Consider the following 20,260-nt stretch of genomic DNA (forward strand, 5'->3'; position numbering starts at 1 on the left):
TTTTTTGCGTTGTTATTTTTTTGATGGTGAGCGGCAGTGCTGGGCGATTGAATACATGCTATTGCTGTGATTGGTTTTTTACGAGGTGTTAGGGGAACTTACAAATGATTATGTCGCTCTTTTAATTTTATCAAGTAATTTTATACCTGCTTTGTTAGTGACTGATATCTATCGGTATGAGGGTTGTATGCATTGTGATGTGCGTTCTCTTAATACGCCTTAGTTAAATTTTTCTTGATCATATCAAAGATAAAAAAAGAGCCACATGCGTGGCTCTTAAGTTGTATTCAATGTGAAGAATGATAATTTGAATTGTGGCTATTAGAAACGTCCGCCTAGACTCAACACTCCACCACGTGCTATATCTCCTAACGCCGTTTGATTAACGTCCAGCGTTAATCCAAGGAATACTTTTTCACTCAGCGTGTATTGTAATCCGCTTGTCAGTGCCGCTATGGTGCTTTTTATCCCCGCACTATGGTTAAAGCTGCCAATGTAATCGGCATGTGCGTTGTACGCGGGGTCACGGCTTTTCAGTGCTCGGTCTATTTCAATACCGGCCATCCATTTTAGATTCGTGGTTAATGGCACTGTTACGTCTGCGCCAATATAAGCGGACGTCCTTTTGAAACTCACTTCGCCGTAAGTGGCTGGGAACGCAGTATTTTGCTCGCTGTATCCGACACGGGAGACGTTGCTGTAACGTCCTCCTAGATGCCAGCCCAACGAAACGCCATGATCGGAGTTAAATGTTTGCCCTCCTTCCAGCGAAGCGCCACGGCCCTTCATACGGCTGTTGCCGATGCCTGCCTCTGTATTTTCAAGGACTGGACGTTGCACGGTGACGTTGTATCGATTAAACGCCACTGCTGGACGTACATACCATTCCCCACCTTTGAAAGAAGTATTCCATTGCGCATAAAGGCCCGCGCCCAAATTGCCATTATTCTTAAGGTAGCTATCCGGCATGGAACGTGACAGCGAACGGTCCAGCGAGAGGCCGGCAGACAGCGTTTCGGTGAATCCATGGCCCACCCTGAAACCGGCGACTTTATCCCGGTTGCCGTCTATGGAGGTGAGAGCAGTTTGTACCGCCCAGCAGGATTGCCCCGCCGTGTTTATCTGGCAGTGTTGTTGCAGGCGGCTCAGCCCTTGACGCTGTAAGTCCATGACGGAGAAGGTTTCTGCACCCAACCGCGATAAAGCGCTTGCCGTGTTGACCGCATCGACCGCGATGACTCCCGGTTGCGAAGGCTGAGGCTGAGGCTGAGACGGCGTTTGGGTGTGGGTGTCTGATTCGCTTTCTGATTGTGCTGGATAGGTCATTTTCCAGACGGTGGCATGGGACTGACCTGAATCAGTGGCAGCCGTTCCCACGGCGACGCTGCCATCGGCGGAGAGTGCGGCAACCGCAGATGCTCCTGAGTTATCGCTTTTGAGTGTTCCTAAATCCGTTTTTGTTGCCCAGCGATTGCCTGACCAGATGATGGCACGCGTGGTGTTAGAGTCGTTGACAGTACTTCCGGCTGCGATTTTTCCATCAGCGGAGAGTGCTGTAACGTTGGATCCTCCTGATGAGCTATCGCTTTTGAGTGATCCTAAGCGCGTTTTCGTTGCCCAGTTTTCGCCTGACCAGATGATTCCTTGTCGATTTTCCGTTGAGTAGCCGTTCAACGTATTGTCAATGTCAGAAAATCCCCCGACAACTTTCCCATCGGCGGAGATCGCGGTGGCACCTGCTTGCCCCAAATTATCGCTTCTTAACGTCCCGAGGTCGGTTTTTGCTGCCCAGTTTTCGCCTGACCAGATGATGGCGCGCCTAGATGTTAGTCCTGGAGTGATACCAGGAACAGGGGTGATGATATCAGAGTAGGCAGAGCCAGCGGCGATTTTCCCATCGGCGGAGAGTGCGTAAACTGCAGAATAATCTGAGCCGTCTTTTCTTATTGTTCCGAGGTCAGTTTTTGTTGCCCAGTTGTCGCCTGACCACATGGTTGCACGCGTATCGCTAAAGTCGTTTTCGGAATATCCGCCGGCGATTTTCCCATCGGCGGAGAGCGCGGTAACCTTAGAGAGACCCGAATGATCGCTTTTTAATGTTCCGAGCTCGGTTTTTGTTGCCCAGTTGTCGCCTGACCAAATGGTGGCGCGCATGTATGTAGAACTCAAATCAGAGTCCGAAAGCCCCGCGGCGATTTTCCCATCGGCGGAAAGCGCGAAAACGAAAGAGGCACCCGAATGATCGCTTTTTAATGTTTCGAGGTCGGTTTTTGTTGCCCAGTTGTCGCCGGATAATAGGGTTGAACGATTATTGCTTATTATTCCTATGGTTTTTCCATCGGAGGAGATGGTCTTGCCTGCGGCTTCAGCACCATCAAGATGTTGTGTCGACAGATCTAGTTTTTCTGATATGGATGCTGCATAGGCGGCACCTGCGCTTCCCATCAGTAGAACGGAGATGAGCGTGGCTAACGTTGTTTTTTTATGACTCTTTCTTTCCATAAAATATCCTTGAGTTTTTTGCGATTGTCAGTCAGCGATCCTAAGGAATGACTAAAGTCGTATCTATGACTCATTCTGATGACTGAGACTCCATAATAGTCCAAATTTTTGCAACTTCCATCATATTTTATATGAATGTGTGTTCTCTGATCGCCTGGATGGCAACGCGATGTATGCCTTGCGGGACGCGGCAGTGCGATTTGTCTAACCATTGGAGCGAGATGCATTCGAGATGAAAGATGCAGGCGCGCTTGCGTTACGTCATGCTCTCTTACACAAGCTGTTGCGCATTCAAGTCATAAGCAGCCATTTGAACGTGGTGCCTGAAGATCACAATAGTATTTTGATCATGTGCTCATTCGAAATACGGTGCGATTCAAATGTGATGATACCGCTTCAAACATATTGCAAAAATGTGATGGAGCGTTGGTCCGAATATATCTTGAAGCATATATTCGGACGCTCATGGTCAAGTCGCTGCAACAGGTGGTTTGAGCCGGTACATTCAATAGCACGCGGTGCATTCTGCCCAGAGTGTGCGAGCCCGCCGTTATCCATGTGGCGTGATTCCGGCTGTCTCTATTGTGTGAGGTTGTTTAATGTCGCGTTATTCGTGTTCTCGGATGGGTGATGTCCTGATACCACACCGTGCTTGGCCGTCAAAGCGTTGACATTCTCTGCAGACCTCGGTGGAGGGATGCTGGGTATGGATTCAGCATATCTGCTTGCAGTGCATACCGTTTGTATGGATCTGCCTGGAGATGATGGAGGTGTTGCGGTTGTTGTCTTGGGTGAGATCCTTCTAGCTGGGCTGTTCCTTTGATATAGATGGCATGAAAAGCGAATGCGCATGTTCTTCTACAGTCAACACCATGCTGCGAAATGTCGCTGATCAGAAGAGATTGGATGAGCGTTGCTGGCGAATTGCCATTTTTTCTTCTGATTACGTTGTTTTCGTGATGTGCTGTGGTGGTGTGCTTTTTATTTTTGTTTGGTGCAGCGCTATGACAATGGAAGGTGTCATGAAGATACAGCCATCATGGCTCGGTATGGACGTTGGGAAACGATCGATTTGTTGCGCTCTACGCGTTTTACAGTATCCCTGACTTCACAGGTGCCGTTGATATGACCATCTGAATGCAGCGATGGCAGTGTGGCATGGCGGGTTAATGTGATGCTGGCGGTTGCGATCCTGATTTTTTTATTGTGATGCGGGAGTGGAGTGCGGTATTCGCGTTGACGATGCTGGGTACACCCCTGAGGGTTGATACTTGCACACAGTATTTGGATTGAGTCTGCATGATGCTATTTGCTGCCGACGCTACTGTTGTTTATGTTTTTGATGATGATGTTACTTCGATCCTTCAGTGAGTTCGTTTTGATCGGGGATGCACTGATTTTTCTGTGGTACCCACATTGCTGCGGTGATGTTGACGCATGCGGACGCGCGGCAGCCTCTTTGTGAGCGCCATGCTATTGCTGCACATTTGATGCCAGTGTGCTTACTCGGTGTTGATGAGTTGCACTGTTGATATGACCCGTCTCACAGTGAGCTTACGTTGTGCCTGATGGCTGTCAGGCTGGATATGGCACTGCTGATGCGCTGCTTGAAGGGGGAGCGGTAGGTAGAGCATGTTGTGAAATGCGTGCCGCTGGAGAGCGCATTCATGGACGTTATCAAGTCTTTCAATTCATTAAAGGGGATATGGAAAACAGTGCTGCATCCCCAGCACGTCGATAGGGCGCAACGGTGTTTACCCTTCTTGAGGGCACACATAAAGATGAAGGATGCGGACAAATGGTTGAAGGCGGTGGCAGTGGGGAACCACTGACTCAAGCGACCGTTGGCTGACATGTATCTGGATATCGGAGTGTTGCCATCTGTGAAGTGCATCAGCTGCCATCGTGCATATCCCTGACATCATGCGATTTCTTTGAGATTTTCTGATTTGATGGGTTTATGCCGGTTAGATATGGTGTGCGGCATGATGCAAAGCAGGTGCACATGCGGTCGCCTGGGCGATCGTCTGCTGATGTCAGCTTGATGGTGCGATGTATCTGAGCAATGCGTGCAGGAGCAGTCCGATGAGCCCGCCGACCAATGTGCCGTTGAAGCGGATGTATTGCAGGTCGCGGCCCACACTCAGTTCCAGTTGCCGTGTTAGGTGATGTTCGTCCCAGCCTCTCATGGTCGAGGCGATGTGATGGGTGACAGTGTCGCGTAATTGTTCGCTGAGACGTTCACTGGCATCGAGAAGGTGCGTGTTCAATGTTTCGCACAGCGTTGGATCTGCGGAGAGCGCCTTGCCTAGTGATTGCAGCACACCTTCCAAATGTCCAGCCAATGTCGAGTCGGCACTTTCTAGGTCGGTGCGTAATGCGGTATTGATCTGTGTCCACAGATCCCGCACGTAGGTTTGTATGGTTGAGTGGTTGATCACGTGCTGTTTGAATTCCTCGACGTGCTTGGCTAATGCAGGATCGTCGCGCAGGCGATGTATGTAATCCCGCAACCACGTCTCGTACTCTTGGCGCAGTGGATGTTTGGGCGTGGTCAGGATCAGTTGCAGTTCCTCCAGTCCAGCGCGTGCGATGCGCTCGGCGAGACGGTCGCCGATGTCATCCACTGAGGTGATCCAATTCACGGTTCCCATCAGTGTTGGCCATTCACGGCGCGCATAGCGCACGATTAATGCAGAGGCCTGTGCTTTGACCTTGTCGTTGTCTAACCAACGCGCTAAACGCAGCAACGCTTCGTCGAACAGGCGTTGGTGGCGTCTATCGGTGGTGAGTAGCGTCATGAGGTCGCCGGTGGTAGTTGCGGCATTCCATTCACGCAGATGTGTGATGACCAGGTTTTCGATCGCATGCCGGACCGTTGTTTCGTTGAGTAGATTCAGTGTCTGGATGGCCCAGCCACGCGTCATCTGCGTCAGCACATGCGCCTGCTTAGGTGTTGACAGCCATTGGCCCAGGCGTGCTGCGGGATTGAAGAGGCGCAATTTTTCAAGAAGGGACTGCGGCGCTAAAAAATGGTCACGCACGAAGTGTGCCAGACCATCGGCCAAGCGATCCTTGTTACGTGGCAGGATGGCCGTGTGAGGGATGGGTAGTCCCATCGGATGCCTGAATAGCGCCACCACCGCAAACCAATCGGCCAGTGCACCTATCATGGCGGCCTCGCAGAAAGCACCAATCCAGGGCCAGATACCACGATTGCCTTGGGTATGGGCCAGCACGAAGCCGCCGAGCATGATCAGCAGCAGCAGCAGCGCCATCACTTTCATGAAACGTAGCTGGCGTAAGCGAGAATCAATGGCTGGAGGAGCGTGTTGGGAGTCGGGCATCCTCCAAGTGTAAGTAAGTGGGGCGCCAATCCGCATGATGCGGGGATGCTGGAGGCGCTGTCATACCGTGAGCGGTTCTTGAGTGATGCTGGTGATGAGGCTGTGCGGCCGTGGTTACATTTTCACGTATGCTCCAAACGCATCAGGGAGTAATGCGAACACCAGATCATGGTTGGTGCGTTTATTGTCATTGTCATGCGTGGAGATGCGGTCAACAGACGTGATACGGTTGAATACGCACTCAATCACGTTTTCACTTGCATGCCAGTGTTGTGCGCTGCTGCTGGGGTCACCATCAATCACAGTTGTTTGTCCTCAATGTCCACTCCAAGAGGTGCACTAGGATTTGCAGCGCTTTTGGCATCTTCGCTCCATTGCGCTTGGCTGTGTTTGAGGTGTAAGCGACCATGGTGATATGGGTGCGTCATCGTCGTGTCGATCGAAATGTGTTGGGCTTTCACGACCCTTGTCATTTAAAGCGTCATCCGGTGCAAAACATCGTTTGGCCGCTATCGGGAAAATGTATGTCAACGGTGTATTAGCGACTCAATTCCATCGGCACGCTTCACCACGGATACCGGAGCCGGCGTGGAGGAGGCTGTGGTGGTGAGTGTTATTGGTGCTGTCACCTACCTGGTGAGAGATGCATCCTTTGGCCTACATCAATACGTCATGATTCAGCAACGTAACGGCCATGCTGAGTCTGCTCGCAAAATACGGATGTCAACAGCTCCAGGTGTGTGGTGCTCACGTCTAATCGATGTTAGGAGCTCCTCGAAGAGGTCCTGGGATACAGCGCTTCCCCTGAGTGATCAAGTTGGTAGATGGGCCAGTCTGGATCATGCGGTCAAGCAACGCGTCCCCGGTGCAAGGGTTGATTGGTTTTGGTCGGTGAACGGACGTGTTAGCTATCTCCAACGGATTGCATTTCAAGATCGGACTCATCAACATCCAACGTCTTAACACGTGCGATGGTGTTGCAGGTGAGCCGTGTTTCCAGCGTAGGAGTGTGTGGCGGTGTCCGTGCATCAATCTGGATGAAGTGTGTACTGCAAAAGCTCATGCCTTGTTGGACATGCTGCTTGTAAATCACTCTCCAGAAAACCATCGGTGCCTATGTGCTCGCTTGGCTTAAAATTCATTGCCTGCGTTCCGCACTGGCACCTGATGGGCGATTGCAATGATCTGTCCTGGCTTTGCTGTGTAGCACAGACGCATGTGAAAGGCTGTTCTGGGGCATTTTCGTTGCTGGCCGATACATTACCTGGAATCGTTGGGTCACTGGAGTGACTGTGCGCTGGCAGGAGCAGCAGTATGCGGATCATGCCTAGAAGATGGGCATGCATGTTGTGAGTCGCGTTGCTTTCAGCATCAGCAAAGAACGAAAAGCAATACATGGATGTCTGGTGGTCCGCGTGTCAGTTCCAAAAACCAAGACCGCTGTGTGGTGATGTAGGCTTTGCGTCGATGCGACGTATGCACTCAGTCGTCTATATGCGGTTTGGCGTTGTCTGGCGTGCCTGATGACGGGGCGCGTGTTTTCTTCTCGTTCCGTAGTTCAGTACGCAGCATCTCGATCTCGTGGCGTAATGCCTCAATCTCATCGCGGCTTGGTATCTTGAGGGTATGCAGGATACCTTGGATCCTTTCATCGAATAGCTGGTTCATCCGCCGCCAGTTGCGTTGCGTGTTTTCTAATGTTTCTTCGAGTTTGACTTCGACTTGTTCACGTATGTTTTCTGCGCCGTGACGCACACTTTCGCGGTTGCGTTGCTTGATTGCTTCGCCTTCATGCACAAGTGCTTCAAAGACGCGGGCACCTTCGGACTGCACACGCCCGAGGGCACCGAGCCCTGCAAGCCAGATCTGCTCCGCAGATTTGCCCAAGCGCTGCGTGAACTCTTCGTTGTCATGACCGTCTGTCTGCTTGTTTGGGTCTTGGTGGGAGGTGTGTTCATGGTGATTGGTATGGATCATGGTGACTCTCCTCGTCCGGGATAAAAGCGGGATACCCAAATATACGCTGCTAGCAGCATTTCCAAGGGACATAATGTCAAGTGTCAGGTGGAATATCTTGCGTGGTGTCTTTGTGGCGATTCTGCAGGGCGTTACGGCGAGGATAGTGTGTCCTTGGTGTTGATGACGCTTTGTGATCAGGTCAACAGAGAATGGAGCTTGACATGAACCCGGATCGGTCCTGGTTGCGGTGTGATTGCCCTGGATACCATCGTTCCGGAGAAGGGTAATGCGGCTCCGTTTTTTAATGAGTGTATGTGAAAGTGCGAGATGAGCTTTGTAGCTCATGCGGCGATGCTGAGGCAGATGTGTGCCGTCGTCAGGGAGTGGATATTGGTCATCGTGATCCAGGGCATGGCAGTATCGGGTTCATCCAGGTGAGTGTATGTGTCTGACCAGTCTTGATGCCGCCAGTGGCATGTACTCCAAGAGGCTTGTGCTTCAGCAAGTGAGTTCAAACTGCTAGGCTCCCGGCGGTGAATATCCTGCAAATTCATTTTTCTCAGCAGCAACAGCCTGATCATGCTCTCTCTCCGGGAGTGCATCGTATCGTCAGGCATGCGTCCGGAATCGTTGCCTTTGCCGATGACGCACCGGGGGGAGGGGTTGTGTTGGCGCAGTTCTCCTTGGATAACCGTGGTCTTTGGTTACAAGTGGCCAAGGGCATTCGTGGCATTCATGTCAATGGCCGTCCGGTGCGGCGTATGGCCTGGTTGCGTCCCGGCGATGCAGTCTATGCCGACGGTGTGGAAATGCTCGTGCTTGGTGTTCAAGCTGGACCACCCGATGACGACACCGCCACGCTTGATGGGAACTGCTTGGTGTTGCGTGGTGTTGGTGGACGTCACTATGGGCGCAGTTTCACTCTGGAGACACCATGTATCGTCGGGCAGGAGCGAGGTGTTGATATCTTGATCGATGATCCGGTTTTCGCGGCTCGTCATGCCCAGTTAGAGCGGCATGGTGACCGGGTGCTCTTGCGTGATCTTGGTTCGGAGGACGGTAGCATGGTCAATGGTTGCAAGGTCCGCGATGCTTGGTTGCAGGCGGGTGATCAAGTTGTGTTCGACGGTCAGCACCGTTTTGTGCTGGAGAGCCCGCGTTTTTTGTTGTCGCCAATGCTGGGTTCGATGCCAGAGGAAGTCGCCGTTCCGCTGGCACCGGCGGCTGTGTCTGTTCTAACGCCGCATCGTGCTGCCCGTTGGCCGTGGTTGTTGCTTAGTGCGTTATTGCTGGCGGCAGCGCTTAGCGCGTTGTTATGGTTTGACGTGCGTTAATCATTCCAGATCATCGGGAGTGTTGGGGAGGCTGCATACGGTGGTGATTCGCGAAGAATGCAATTTCTTAGGACATACGCATGGGAAATGCAAAGTTCCGTAAGAATGCAGATCATCCTGATCATGAAGGAAGAACAATTCAGCTGAAAAGTAAACTAAAACAGATGAATTACTCACGCTGTTGAGCAGACATTGGACGTGTTGCATTTGGTGCTGTAGTTCTCTTTGCAGCGTTGCAATGCAACGGTCTGTCGTTTATCAGAACTGCTTTGGAACACACGAGAGAACCATGCGGTTGCGTTGGGTTATTACCAACGGGTGAAGCCGGCTCAGTATGGCGGCATCGAACAGCTGAGTGGCACCGGCTTGTCCAGCTGTGGAAACGTGATCTTTGGGCATGCTCCGGAGTAGAACGGCAGCGTGGTCGAAGATACGCAGTGACCACTAGCGATTTCAATGCACATCCAACGGGTGAGATTCTGGGCATTCAAAAAAATAGCAGGGTACTTTGGAGCATTTGATGAGCTGATCACTCGCGGCAGCAGCATGTTTTGTTTGGGTGCCTTGATTCGGACAATATGGCGTTTCAGACATTGGTGAGTGCGATGGCTCGCATCACTGACTCTGAGTGTGCGATAGGTTGGATTGCTGTTTTTCCACAGGTGTTGCTGGTCTTGGGTTTGTGCGGAGTTGCCCTGATAATGGCGCTATGGAGATCAAGTCCGATAATCCTGAGCATGGTTTTCAGTTCCCCGGCACCTTCACATTGAGCGCGGTAGGGACGGCTGGCAAGGCGTTGGAGACTGAATTGCCACGTTTGCTTGCGGTGGCTGGCGTGGCACTGGTGCAGGAGAGTATCAGTTGGAAGCATTCCTCAACCGGCAAGTATGTGTTGGTGCGGATTAGCTTCCGTGCATTAGACCGGGGGCAGTACGCGGCTGCTCACCAAGTGTTGCGTGACCATCCAGAAGTCAAGTGGACGCTGTGAATGCATGTGGCGCCTTTGCGCCTTCTCATGTTGAGCGTTCTGTGCTGCTGCGTATGTTAGGTAGCCAGCCTTATGTGCCGGTGTGGCATGCGATGCAGCGCTTTACGGATGTACGTGATGATGCCAGCGTTGACGAGCTGTGGGTGGTTGAGCACGACCCGGTGTTCACGCTCGGACAGGCTGGGAAGCTTGAGCACGTGCTTGATCCTGGAGAGATCCCAGTGGTACATGTGGACCGCGGCGGTCAGGTCACTTACCACGGCCCTGGTCAGTTGGTGGTTTATCCATTGCTGGATCTACGTCGTCTGGGGCTTGGCGTGCGTGATTATGTATACGCGATTGAGCAGGTGGTGATCGATACGCTGGCTGGGTGGAATATTCTGGGTGAGCGGCGTGAGCATGCGCCCGGTGTCTATGTTGGTGGTGCCAAAATTGCTGCGCTTGGTATTCGTGTGCGCCGTGGTTGCAGCTTCCACGGTGTGTCGTTCAATGTTGCGATGGATCTGAAGCCGTTCCAACGCATTAATCCTTGCGGTTACCGGGGGCTGCGGGTGACCTCGGTGTTAGACTTGGGTGGTCCTTCTGGAATGGACGTGGTGACGTCTGCGTTGCTGGCTGAGTTGGCCCGACAGTTTGGCTTCGTGTTGCAACCCACCTCCGGATCTTCTGGTTTTTTATGTGCGGTCTAGCCGATTTGGTATTGCGATGACTCAACCTACTGTCCGTTCTATCCCATTGCATGTTGTCTCCATTGATCATCCTCCATCTTCTCCATTGCAGCCTGGAGCAAAGCAGTGGGGTGAGGATAAGATTGGTCGCTCGCCTGTGCAGTTTGCAGACGTGCCGGTGTTGCGTAAACCATCGTGGATCCGGGTCCGTATTCCATCGGGTAACGTGGTGCAAACTCTTAAAACCAAACTGCGTGAGAATCGTTTGGTTACGGTGTGTGAAGAGGCGAGCTGTCCTAATATCCACGAGTGCTTTAGCCATGGTACGGCGACCTTCATGATTCTGGGTGAGGTGTGCACGCGTCGCTGTTCATTTTGCGATGTGGCGCATGGTCGCCCCAAGCCGCCGGACCCGCATGAGCCAACCAACCTGGCCCGCACCGTGGCTGATATGGGCTTGAAGTACGTGGTAGTCACCAGTGTGGACCGTGATGACCTGCGCGACGGTGGCGCCCAACATTTTGTCGATTGCATCGCTGCGATCCGCCATAGCGCGCCGCACACTCGCATCGAGATTCTGACTCCGGATTTCCGGGGCAAAGGGCGTATGGATCGTGCGCTGGAAGTTTTGGCGGCCTGTCCGCCAGATGTGTTCAACCATAACGTCGAAACTGTGCCCGCTTTGTATCCCAACGTGCGACCGGGAGCGGATTACCAATGGTCGCTGACTCTCTTGAAACGCTTCAAAGCACAGCATCCGCAGCGACCCACCAAGTCCGGCATCATGCTCGGTTTGGGGGAGACGCTGGATCAGGTACAGGCGACGTTGCGCGACTTGCGTGCCCATGACGTGGACATGGTCACGATTGGCCAGTACCTGCAGCCGACCTCGCATCATCATCCGGTGTTGCGCTATTGGACCCCGGATGAGTATCAGGCGCTGGAGGACTACGGTACCGCGCTGGGTTTCAGCCACGTTGCTTCAGGCCCTATGGTGCGTTCTTCCTATCACGCGGACCGTCAAGCGAAAGAGGCGGGTGTGGGGTGAATGCCCGTGCTCAATCGGATGCTACAGCGCTCTAACGGGCGCTGATATCGCTTCATTGGATTCAGGTGTCCGTTGCCGGGTTGGAGTGCTGTTTATCTGCGAATTTCAGAAGCAGTGTCGTCTCTGGTGGATCGGCTGGCAGGGGCAGGCGACCCTGGCTGGATTCTGCTGTCTGCCGTTTCTATGACGCCGTGTCGAGCAATATGGCGTATCTCGTATTTCATGGTGCGTTGCAGCTTCATTTGAACCGTGTCATCACGCTTGGCAGCGAGGTAGATAGTGGTTTGCTCAGTTTGGGGGACGTGTTGCTGCATTTGCGTCAATGCTAGGCGCACGATGATGTCTGGGTGATTGGCTGGGCACGTGTGGATGCGCCTGCTAAGCAGAGTGTTGCCAGGATTGACGATGTTCTGGTGCGTCATAGGGCGGACTATCGAAGCGCGGTTGCCGAGTGCGATTTGCCATTCGTTGACATTGCTGACTAGACGATTCGCGGCATCGCATTCTCAAGGAATACGGCAGTGGTGATCGCTGCTTGAGGTGCGCATTGAACAAGTGCAGGGCAGCGTTTCTCTTCGATGCGTTGCAGCTGGTCTGTGACAACGACGCCCCCACAGCGGATCCGGAATCGGATGTTCCAGATGATGAGAAGCGGCCCGCTTGGACAGCAGCGTTGGATTGGCTGAAGACGACGGTTGCAGCAGCGATGCAACGTGGTGGTTCGTTTTGATCTCTGACGAAGCGGCTAGCGAGACGTCAATGAGGTTATCTGGGTTGTGTTCGTAAAATGAGCACACCGCGTGATGATCATTGACATAAAACAGGCGTGTCGTAACGGAGAGCTTGTTAGGTGTAAACGCCGGAAGACGGAGCATGACGTGTTGCACTCTGGGTGTTATCGGGCATGCATGGAGACAGCGGTATGCAGTGGCCGAGAGATGTGCGAATGCCGATGAGGTATGGGGAAACATTGTTTCTTAGCCACAAGATACGAGGTGAGTACTTTTAAATGACTGCGAACTTTCAGAAGAAGTATTTGGAAAATGATCTTTGCAGTGCGTTGTCCAGTACATAGTACAGATCGCATGTCTGTATTCATGCGACGCAACGTTTTTTATCATTCTTCCGGTGGATGCAATGCATGCTAAAGCAGCATTATTGTTTCGATGCATATAGGGTGTTACATAGGGATGAATACACGCTAGAAATGATGTTGGCAGCAGCATACATCGATTTTCAATCGGTTCTTAAGCGTTCTAAATACTGCCGTTCTGATTTATTTAGGGGGAATAATGGTAACGGATAAAAATATCGATATAGATTTATTGTCTATAGATTTAAATAATTTTCGTCTTGGTGAATATGAAGATGTTAGAGCGGCCTATCGAGCCATGTTGGATGAGCAGAAAGAAAAGCTAGTCAATTTGGCTTCGGACATTCTTGAGAATGGATTAAGTCCGGCGGAGCGATTGATTGTTGTTCCGGATGCAGATGAGCCTGGATGTTTTATTGTATGTGAAGGCAATCGCCGTTTGACTGCGATTCGAATGATGGCTGATCCACAGTTTGCTGCAGGCACGCTTTATTATTCCGGCTTTGTTCGCCTGTCGAAGCAATTTCAAAAGTTTCCGATCACAACGCTTCCATGTACAGTGCTTCCCAATAAAGACGCCGCATTTATCTGGATAGAGCGCAAACATAATCCGAATGAAGGAAAGGGGCTCGCTGTTGGCGGTGCTGGATTTTTTGCGTACTCAGTCAGCGCTGCCAAAGGGGCTTGAACAGGCAACGCGCGGCAGGACTTCCAATCTCGATCGTGTGTTCCAAATGCCTTATATGGCATCTGCTTGGGGGTGAAGATCGAGAAGACATGAAGCGTTACATTCGAGAATGGCGATGAAGCTCAAGGTGTGCAGTTGCTCATAGCGATGATCAAGCGCATGACCGCGGATAATTTCAACGTGAATAACATCCGTTTAAAGGAGCAACGCAGGGCTTTTATCGATGAATTCACACCTTGGGCATGCAATGCACCGTTGAGGTCGATGCCTACATCCCCTGCGAAGTTAATCACGACGTATCAGTAGAAGAAGCCGAAACGTTCTGAGTCAGATCAACGCGCACGCAAGTTACTTGCATTATTGGGTGAGCAGTATGATTTGAATATCAAGGATAAACGCCTTGCAGCGCTGTATCACGAGGCTAAAGCGATTAACGTTACAACATTGACCAACTCAGCATTGATGCTGTGTCGCGTATTTCTGGAGTTGAGCACGGACTATTTTTTGGAAACGATGAAGGTTGCTGTGCCGCATTAGAAACCCGGTCAGAGAACATGGACATCTTGGTCAGACCAGGGATTGTCTCTTGCAACAAAAATTAACGCGGTGCTTGGTGTACTGGACCCCACTGGAAAGGCGAAGACATTTGTAGAGGCGAGAAAAGGGATCCGAACTAAGGAGGCTATTCATTTTGTCGGTAATTTGCATGATTTCATCCATAACCTGAGTGTGGTTCCTGATCAGACCGAGGTGAAGATGATTTGGGAGAAATGGCATGATTACTTTGATGGTCTCTTTAGACACGTTGCGAACGTAGCGCTGGTCAAGTCGAAAGAATCTTGATGGCAACATGCTGAAATCAATTCGTGGAGCGTTGTGTCGTGCAATTCAATACGCCATTGCGTTACCCCGGTGGGAAAGGGCGTCTGTCGCAATAGATGGCAGAGGTGATGTCAGCAAATCGTCTGATCGGAGGGGACTATGTAGAGCTTTATGCGGGTGGGGCTGGTGTGGCCATGACCTTGTTGAGGCTCGACGACGCACGGCATATCCACATCAATGATCTGCATGCTTCTGTGCATGCTTTTTGGTGGGTTGTGTTGCATCGAAATGAAGATCTTTGTCAGCGGATCCGTAATACGCGAATCTCTATGCGTGAATGGCACCGCCAACGTGCTGTGCAGACGGAGGCGAGCCCGGATCCATTCGACTTGGTGTTTTCCACATTTTTTTTGAATCGCACCAATCGTTCCGGGATCGTCCTGGGAGGGGTGATAGGGGGCAAGGGCAGGCGGGAGCATGGACGCTGGGGGCGCGTTTCAACACAAAAGATCTTGTCGAACGGATTGAGCGTATTGGAAGGGTGCGGCGGCGGATCAATCTCTACAACCTTGATGGGGCTGAGATGATCAAACACGTCCTCCCGGCGCTGCCGCGCCGTGCTTTGATTTATCTTGATCCTCCCTACTACGTCAAAGGCGCTGGCCTGTATGAGCACCATTATTCGCATGATGATCACGTGAAGATTTCGAATCTTGTCGCGACGATTCAGCAACCGTGGTTGGTGAGTGATGACAATGTTCCGCAGATTTGCTCGTTGTATCAGCCGTATCGGCAACAGGTGTTTGGGTTGAGGTATAGCGCTCAATCGCGTTATGAGGGATCAGAGGTGATGATTTTTTCGCGCGGGCTCAATACTCCCGAATCAATCTTGCCATCCAGAGCTGCAGTTGTTTGATGACTTGGTGTTTAAGGCGGGCGCTGCTTGGGGTGATGAATGCTTGCGACTCTGCATCGCTAGTATTATTCGAGGGTTTTAAAAGTCGCGCGTTACATAGTGGTGATTGGGTCGTCCTGGCTGGCCAGGTTTGATTGAAGGAAAGGCACGGTCATTCACTTGAGGTATCTATCGAGGTTTCAGAGATATCAGATTAAGGGTGAGATGCTCCTGGGATTTTTTCAGAGTCATCAATTAAATCATTTGTTCGGAAAGTCGAGAGGCAGTGATATATCTGCTGTGTTATGACGTGTGTCTGAGAGGTTATTTGGGGGAGGCGTCGTTTTCTTCTTTGGTCAGCCGGCGAAGCAGGAGTTTATCGATGCGTGCGCCGTCTAGGTCAACGATCTCGATACGCCAACCGGCCCAGTCGAAGTATTCGCCAACATGCGGGATGCGGCCGAAGTAGTAGATACACATGCCAGCTAGGGTGTGGTAATTGTTTTCCTGTGCGTCTGGCAGTTCGGCGCCGAGCACTTCGCGCAGTTCCTCAATGGGGAGTGTGCCGTCGATCAGGAGTGAACCGTCCTCTCGGGTAACCATCAAGGCGTCTTCGTCGGTGTTCTCCACGGTTTGCAGACGGCCGATGACTGCGCCCATCAGGTCGCTGATGGTCACTAGGCCACGGATTTCTCCATATTCGTCGACCACCAGTGCCATTGATTGCTGCTCTTCGCGGAAGATTTCCAGCAGTTTCAATGCATGTGTCGATTCAGAGACGAAGAGCGGTTCACAGAGTTGTTGGAACAGCGATAGTGTGGTCTGAGTATCTATCCGTGTGATCACAGATTTCACTTCGAGGATGCCAACGATGTCCTGGTCGCTGCTGCGATAGACGGGATAGCGTGAGAACTGGTGCTCACGCATTATCTCCAAGTTGTGTCCCAGCGTGGCGCTGCTGTCCAGCCAAGCAATGCGATTGCGTGGTGTCATCAGGCTATCGGCAGTGCGATCACCCAGGCGCATCACGCGATTCATCATGTTGCGTTCGTCGTCATCAATCACGCCGGCTTCGTGGCTTTCGGCCACTAGCATGCGGATTTCCTCCTCGGTGACGGCACTGGATGGACGTTTGCCAAAGCCAAGGGCACGCAGTACCAGTTGGGTAGATTTGGCCAACACCCAGACGCCGGGGGCGGCGATGCGCGCTAATAGGCTCATTGGAACCGCGATGACGCTGGCGATGTTTTCCGAATGCGTCAGTGCAAGCCGTTTTGGTACCAGTTCGCCGAAGATCAATGTTAGGAATGTGATGAATGCTACGGACAGTGTTTTACCGATGATGCTCGCGTACTCACTTAACCCTGGGATTAATGTGGCTAGCCATTGACCGATTGCCACACCGATTGCGTCGCCGCCAAACAGCCCGGTGAGGATGCCGATGAGAGTGATGCCAATCTGCACCGTGGATAGGAAGTTTTCCGGGCTTTTGGCCAGCGCCAGTGCTTTAGCCGCGTGTTTGCTGGAGTTGGCCATCTGCTTCAGCCGGCTTTTGCGCGAGGTCATCAGAGACATCTCTGACATGGCGAAGAAGCCGTTGAGAAAGATCAGAGCAATGACAATGAGCAGTTCAAACACGGCTCCCCTCCTTAGGAGATATAGCAAGGAGAACACAGAGGCCAGTGCAGCCTGTGCGTGTTGCGGGAGGGGAGTGGCAGAGGGATATCGGGTCGTCGTCCATAGGGCGTGCCGCGAGGGCACTGGGGCATGTTAACAGGATGGTTTGGTGCTTGTTGCCTGGATGCTGGATGGCATCGATTTCTAGCATCCGTATCGAATGGCCACAATTCCCGCTAAGTGTTATGTCTGTGGTGATACTGGGATGCTTCCATTCATGGGTGTGTTGTAGCCCATCGTTGCTTCCGGTAAGCAATGATGGGCTATGAAATGAGGGTGTCGACAATGCGGCCAACATCCGACATGCGATGCTGCTTGGGACAGATTGTTAGTTGGTGCCGGATGCTTTTGAATGGGTGTTGTTGGAGGAATGCACCAAGCGCTCGATGCGGTCATATACGTTGATCGGTCATAAAGATATCGAAGTGTTTGATGCAAGGGTGTGCAACATTCCGAGCTGGATTCGAAATGTTTTCCTATGGTGATTCATTGATGATTTGACACCCTCGGAGAGCATGCGTGGTTGGTATGGTTGACCACCGTACCTTGAGTGGCCAAGTAAGCAATATTCTGGAAGCAAGTCTTGCTGGCCTGTCGTAAGTGATGGATCGATATCAAGCTGAATATATGTCAGGTGACTGGTTCAGGGATTGTCCTGGGAATGTTCGTACATCGCTTGTACGTCTCGGCGGAACGATGCCTGACTGTCTGTACGGTTGTAAAACATGTGACCACCAGGATATTCGTGTACCTGTATACGGGTCGGGTCGCTACCCATGTTTGGCATCTGGTCCACAGTCAACACCGATGCCATGAAGGGGCAGGAAAGGTCGTTCCAGCCATGTGCGATCAGTACGCGTAGTTTCGGGTCGATTGCTACTGACTGGCGTAGTTGCGTCACTGAGCCTTTGCGCAACTCTTCGTTCCAGTCCCATTGCCGATTGACATCGTAGTTCAGGGCTTGGTAGCGCTCGTGTACTTTCCAGCCGGCGGTGCGGGTTAAGAAGTCGACCATGGCAGTGGTGGTTGGGGCGATGATGCTGTCTAGCAGCGGGTCGTTGGTGCGCTGCTCAGCATCGTGGGGAAATGGGTCGAATGCAGTGACGTTAACGTCGTAGCGGCTCCCAAGTTCGCCTTTATCACGGAATACTTCGCGTAGGTAGGCCTGCGTTTCCAGACGCCCACCAGTACGCCGTACATAAGTCGGATCCAATCCGGTCAGGTGTACGACCTGCTGTAGCATCGTTTCGGTGGCCGCCGGATCAGAGCGGCCTTTCATCAGTGTGCTGGCGTAGTCGCCACGGGTGTACTCAATGATGTGGCGCATATTGGCTTCGCTTAACTGATGTTGGCGTTCCAGGTGCGCGGCGGCGATCGAAGGCAGCGTTAATATCCAGGCTAGCGGCGAGACATCACTGTTGTCGTCCAGGGTTGGGTTGAGGTAGGGCGAGACCAGCACCAGGCCGTTCAGTGCAACACCCATCTGGGTTTGTAGGGTGTGTGTGATACGCGGGACGCGGAAGCCTCCGTAGCTTTCACCCACCAAATATTTGCGAGAGAGCAGGCGCCCATTGGTGACCAGCCAGTCGTATATTGTGCGTGATAGGTAGTCGACGTCAGCCTTAGGGTTGAAAAATTGCTTCTTGGCTTCCTCACCTTCAATACGGGCACGGCTGAAGCCGGTGCCGATTGGGTCGATGAACACAAGGTCTGTAAAGTCCAACCAAGTGCCAGGGTTGTCGTGCAGTGTGGCGGGGTCGGATGGGCTGGTGCCCTGGGTGCCGAAGGACACCACCTTGGGGCCGATGGCGCCCATATTGAGGTAAACCGAGGATGCTCCAGGACCACCGTTCAAAGCGAAGGTGACCGGGCGGTTCTTGCCTTCCATGATGTAGGCGGTGAACACCACGTCGCCAATCGTCTTTCCTTTATCGTCCCGTACCGGTAAGGCACTGATGATGACTATGTAGCTTAGGTTGCGGTTGCCGAGGCGGATACTCTGCCGTATCCGTGCGTCGGCTGGTAGTCCGGGGAGGGAATCGGCATGCGTGGCGGCTTCCTTGTTGGGCTTGGATGCAGTTCCGCTTGCGTAGGCCGAGGGAATGCCACCAGAAAGTAGGAGTGACAGAAGAGCGATGCGGGGGATCATGGATATATGAATAGGAATCTGGTGGGGAATCGCATGAGGGGGAGCGGCGGCGGTATTAGATTAGAAGAGGTTGGAGGGCATGCCTTCACTGTGGGGTTGGAAGGTGCAGACGGTATCCGCGTGTGCTGCTTGTGGAGCGGTGATCATGAAGTGTTGCTGATCAATGGTGCGCTGGTGTTGTGTGTCACCTGCCTGTGTCGGTGACACGGATTTCCTGGTCCATTGATTCATCCGAATATACTTTGGTGGATTTCCCATGATGGTTGTGCTGTGGCGGTGAGCGATGTGGTGGTGTGGTCTTGCGACTGTATTGCTCAAAGTTCATCGTGGTTACTTTTATGACCTGGTGCTGCCGTTTCACTGGCGCCGTCAGGCAGCAAGAACGCGGTGTTGAAGATGCCTGGGTATATCGCACAGACGTATGATGCGGCGAGGGGATCCGAGGGTGTGGTGATGTATTGCTGCGATGCTACATGAGCCGTGGCTTCAATGCAGTGTATCGCACATGACACATTCGCTTTGGTCGAATGTACTGGTATGCCGCACGTTGCGCATCGAATGGTGATGTATGTCGCTGTGCAGTCAGACGATCTTTGGCGCATGACTTGTCTGGCGCGTAATCGGCGTGCCGATCTGTTCCGATGCCTCACCCAGAGGCTGCCGTTGGATGCTGTGTGGGTACCAATATTTGTTGTAGCGAGGATACCTATGGTTGTGGTTTCCATAGCTCTTAGCGTCTGAGGGAGCACTGTGTGCAAGTAGGAAGGAATCGCAGGAAAGTCTCTGAGATGTGCTGATGAGGGTAGGCGTTAGATGGGGAGTAGACAGTTTTTTCCGCTGATCATAGAAATAGAATGTGTACGGAAGGGGCTGCATGTGGTGATTCGACACTTACATTGAAGTCGAGCGAATAAAAACACTTTTGCCTTGAGTGATTACCTTGTTCGCTGATGTTGGATGATGCTTTTCAGTCGTGCGATCCGTCTGCCGGCATGAGTGTTGCGGATAGTCACGGGGACGTTGGGGCGAGCACATGGGATGGTGCATACGTGAACGAAAGAACTTCGACCTTGTAGGAGATTAAAGTTAC

Annotated in this window: 15 protein-coding genes; 10 read left to right on the forward strand and 5 right to left on the reverse strand. The window is 52.2% G+C overall.

Annotation, left to right across the window (positions count from 1 at the left end; genetic code table 11):
• Nucleotides 1–321: 321 nt before the first annotated feature.
• The 3 genes from PLS229_RS03405 to PLS229_RS03415 form a co-directional block, all read right to left on the reverse strand.
• Nucleotides 322–2,502, reverse strand: coding sequence for an autotransporter domain-containing protein (locus PLS229_RS03405; protein ID WP_038270614.1), 2,181 nt, complete (start codon nucleotides 2,500–2,502; stop codon nucleotides 322–324).
• A 2,036-nt stretch (nucleotides 2,503–4,538) separates the two neighbouring features.
• On the reverse strand, nucleotides 4,539–5,849 hold the full coding sequence (locus PLS229_RS03410; RefSeq protein WP_038270615.1) for a DUF445 domain-containing protein: 1,311 nt from the start codon (nucleotides 5,847–5,849) through the stop codon (nucleotides 4,539–4,541).
• Nucleotides 5,850–7,331: 1,482 nt separating this feature from the next.
• Nucleotides 7,332–7,826, reverse strand: coding sequence for a phasin family protein (locus tag PLS229_RS03415; RefSeq protein ID WP_038270618.1), 495 nt, complete (start codon nucleotides 7,824–7,826; stop codon nucleotides 7,332–7,334).
• A gap of 515 nt (nucleotides 7,827–8,341) precedes the next feature.
• On the opposite strand from PLS229_RS03415, the gene PLS229_RS03420 reads away from it, so the two are divergent.
• The 9 genes from PLS229_RS03420 to PLS229_RS11905 all read left to right on the forward strand — a co-directional run bounded on the left by PLS229_RS03420 (nucleotide 8,342) and on the right by PLS229_RS11905 (nucleotide 15,365).
• Nucleotides 8,342–9,142, forward strand: a complete 801-nt coding sequence (locus PLS229_RS03420; RefSeq protein ID WP_038270619.1) for an FHA domain-containing protein — start codon at nucleotides 8,342–8,344, stop codon at nucleotides 9,140–9,142.
• Nucleotides 9,143–9,851: 709 nt separating this feature from the next.
• Nucleotides 9,852–10,130, forward strand: a complete 279-nt coding sequence (locus tag PLS229_RS03425; RefSeq protein ID WP_038270621.1) for a DUF493 family protein — start codon at nucleotides 9,852–9,854, stop codon at nucleotides 10,128–10,130.
• Complete coding sequence (gene lipB / locus PLS229_RS03430) at nucleotides 10,118–10,819, forward strand: lipoyl(octanoyl) transferase LipB (RefSeq protein WP_038270622.1); 702 nt, start codon at nucleotides 10,118–10,120, stop codon at nucleotides 10,817–10,819. Before PLS229_RS03425 ends, lipB begins: the two co-directional genes overlap by 13 nt.
• Before the next feature lie 16 nt (nucleotides 10,820–10,835).
• Complete coding sequence (gene lipA / locus PLS229_RS03435; RefSeq protein WP_038270623.1) at nucleotides 10,836–11,846, forward strand: lipoyl synthase; 1,011 nt, start codon at nucleotides 10,836–10,838, stop codon at nucleotides 11,844–11,846.
• Nucleotides 11,847–12,393: 547 nt separating this feature from the next.
• Nucleotides 12,394–12,576, forward strand: coding sequence for a hypothetical protein (locus PLS229_RS03440; RefSeq protein ID WP_038270624.1), 183 nt, complete (start codon nucleotides 12,394–12,396; stop codon nucleotides 12,574–12,576).
• A 562-nt stretch (nucleotides 12,577–13,138) separates the two neighbouring features.
• Complete coding sequence (locus PLS229_RS03445; RefSeq protein ID WP_051482272.1) at nucleotides 13,139–13,627, forward strand: ParB N-terminal domain-containing protein; 489 nt, start codon at nucleotides 13,139–13,141, stop codon at nucleotides 13,625–13,627.
• 378 nt (nucleotides 13,628–14,005) lie between these two features.
• Nucleotides 14,006–14,164, forward strand: a complete 159-nt coding sequence (locus PLS229_RS03450; protein ID WP_160165139.1) for a hypothetical protein — start codon at nucleotides 14,006–14,008, stop codon at nucleotides 14,162–14,164.
• Nucleotides 14,165–14,577: 413 nt separating this feature from the next.
• Nucleotides 14,578–15,036 (forward strand): DNA adenine methylase, encoded by a 459-nt coding sequence (locus tag PLS229_RS11900; RefSeq protein WP_200866182.1) that lies wholly within the window; start codon nucleotides 14,578–14,580, stop codon nucleotides 15,034–15,036.
• Nucleotides 15,033–15,365: a DNA adenine methylase gene (locus tag PLS229_RS11905; protein WP_200866183.1), complete on the forward strand. Its 333-nt coding sequence runs from the start codon at nucleotides 15,033–15,035 to the stop codon at nucleotides 15,363–15,365. Before PLS229_RS11900 ends, PLS229_RS11905 begins: the two co-directional genes overlap by 4 nt.
• A 303-nt stretch (nucleotides 15,366–15,668) precedes the next feature.
• Here the strand turns inward: PLS229_RS11905 and PLS229_RS03460 are convergent, their stop codons facing one another.
• Nucleotides 15,669–16,982 carry a hemolysin family protein gene (locus PLS229_RS03460; RefSeq protein ID WP_038270626.1) on the reverse strand — a complete coding sequence of 438 codons (1,314 nt, stop codon included), beginning with the start codon at nucleotides 16,980–16,982 and terminating at the stop codon, nucleotides 15,669–15,671.
• A 682-nt stretch (nucleotides 16,983–17,664) separates the two neighbouring features.
• Nucleotides 17,665–19,176 (reverse strand): S10 family peptidase, encoded by a 1,512-nt coding sequence (locus PLS229_RS03465; RefSeq protein WP_038270627.1) that lies wholly within the window; start codon nucleotides 19,174–19,176, stop codon nucleotides 17,665–17,667.
• 27 nt (nucleotides 19,177–19,203) lie between these two features.
• On the opposite strand from PLS229_RS03465, the gene PLS229_RS03470 reads away from it, so the two are divergent.
• Nucleotides 19,204–19,374: a hypothetical protein gene (locus tag PLS229_RS03470; RefSeq protein ID WP_160165140.1), complete on the forward strand. Its 171-nt coding sequence runs from the start codon at nucleotides 19,204–19,206 to the stop codon at nucleotides 19,372–19,374.
• The last annotated feature ends 886 nt before the right edge of the window (nucleotides 19,375–20,260 follow it).

The sequence above is a fragment of the Xylella taiwanensis genome, from assembly GCF_013177435.1.
Classification (GTDB): domain Bacteria; phylum Pseudomonadota; class Gammaproteobacteria; order Xanthomonadales; family Xanthomonadaceae; genus Xylella; species Xylella taiwanensis.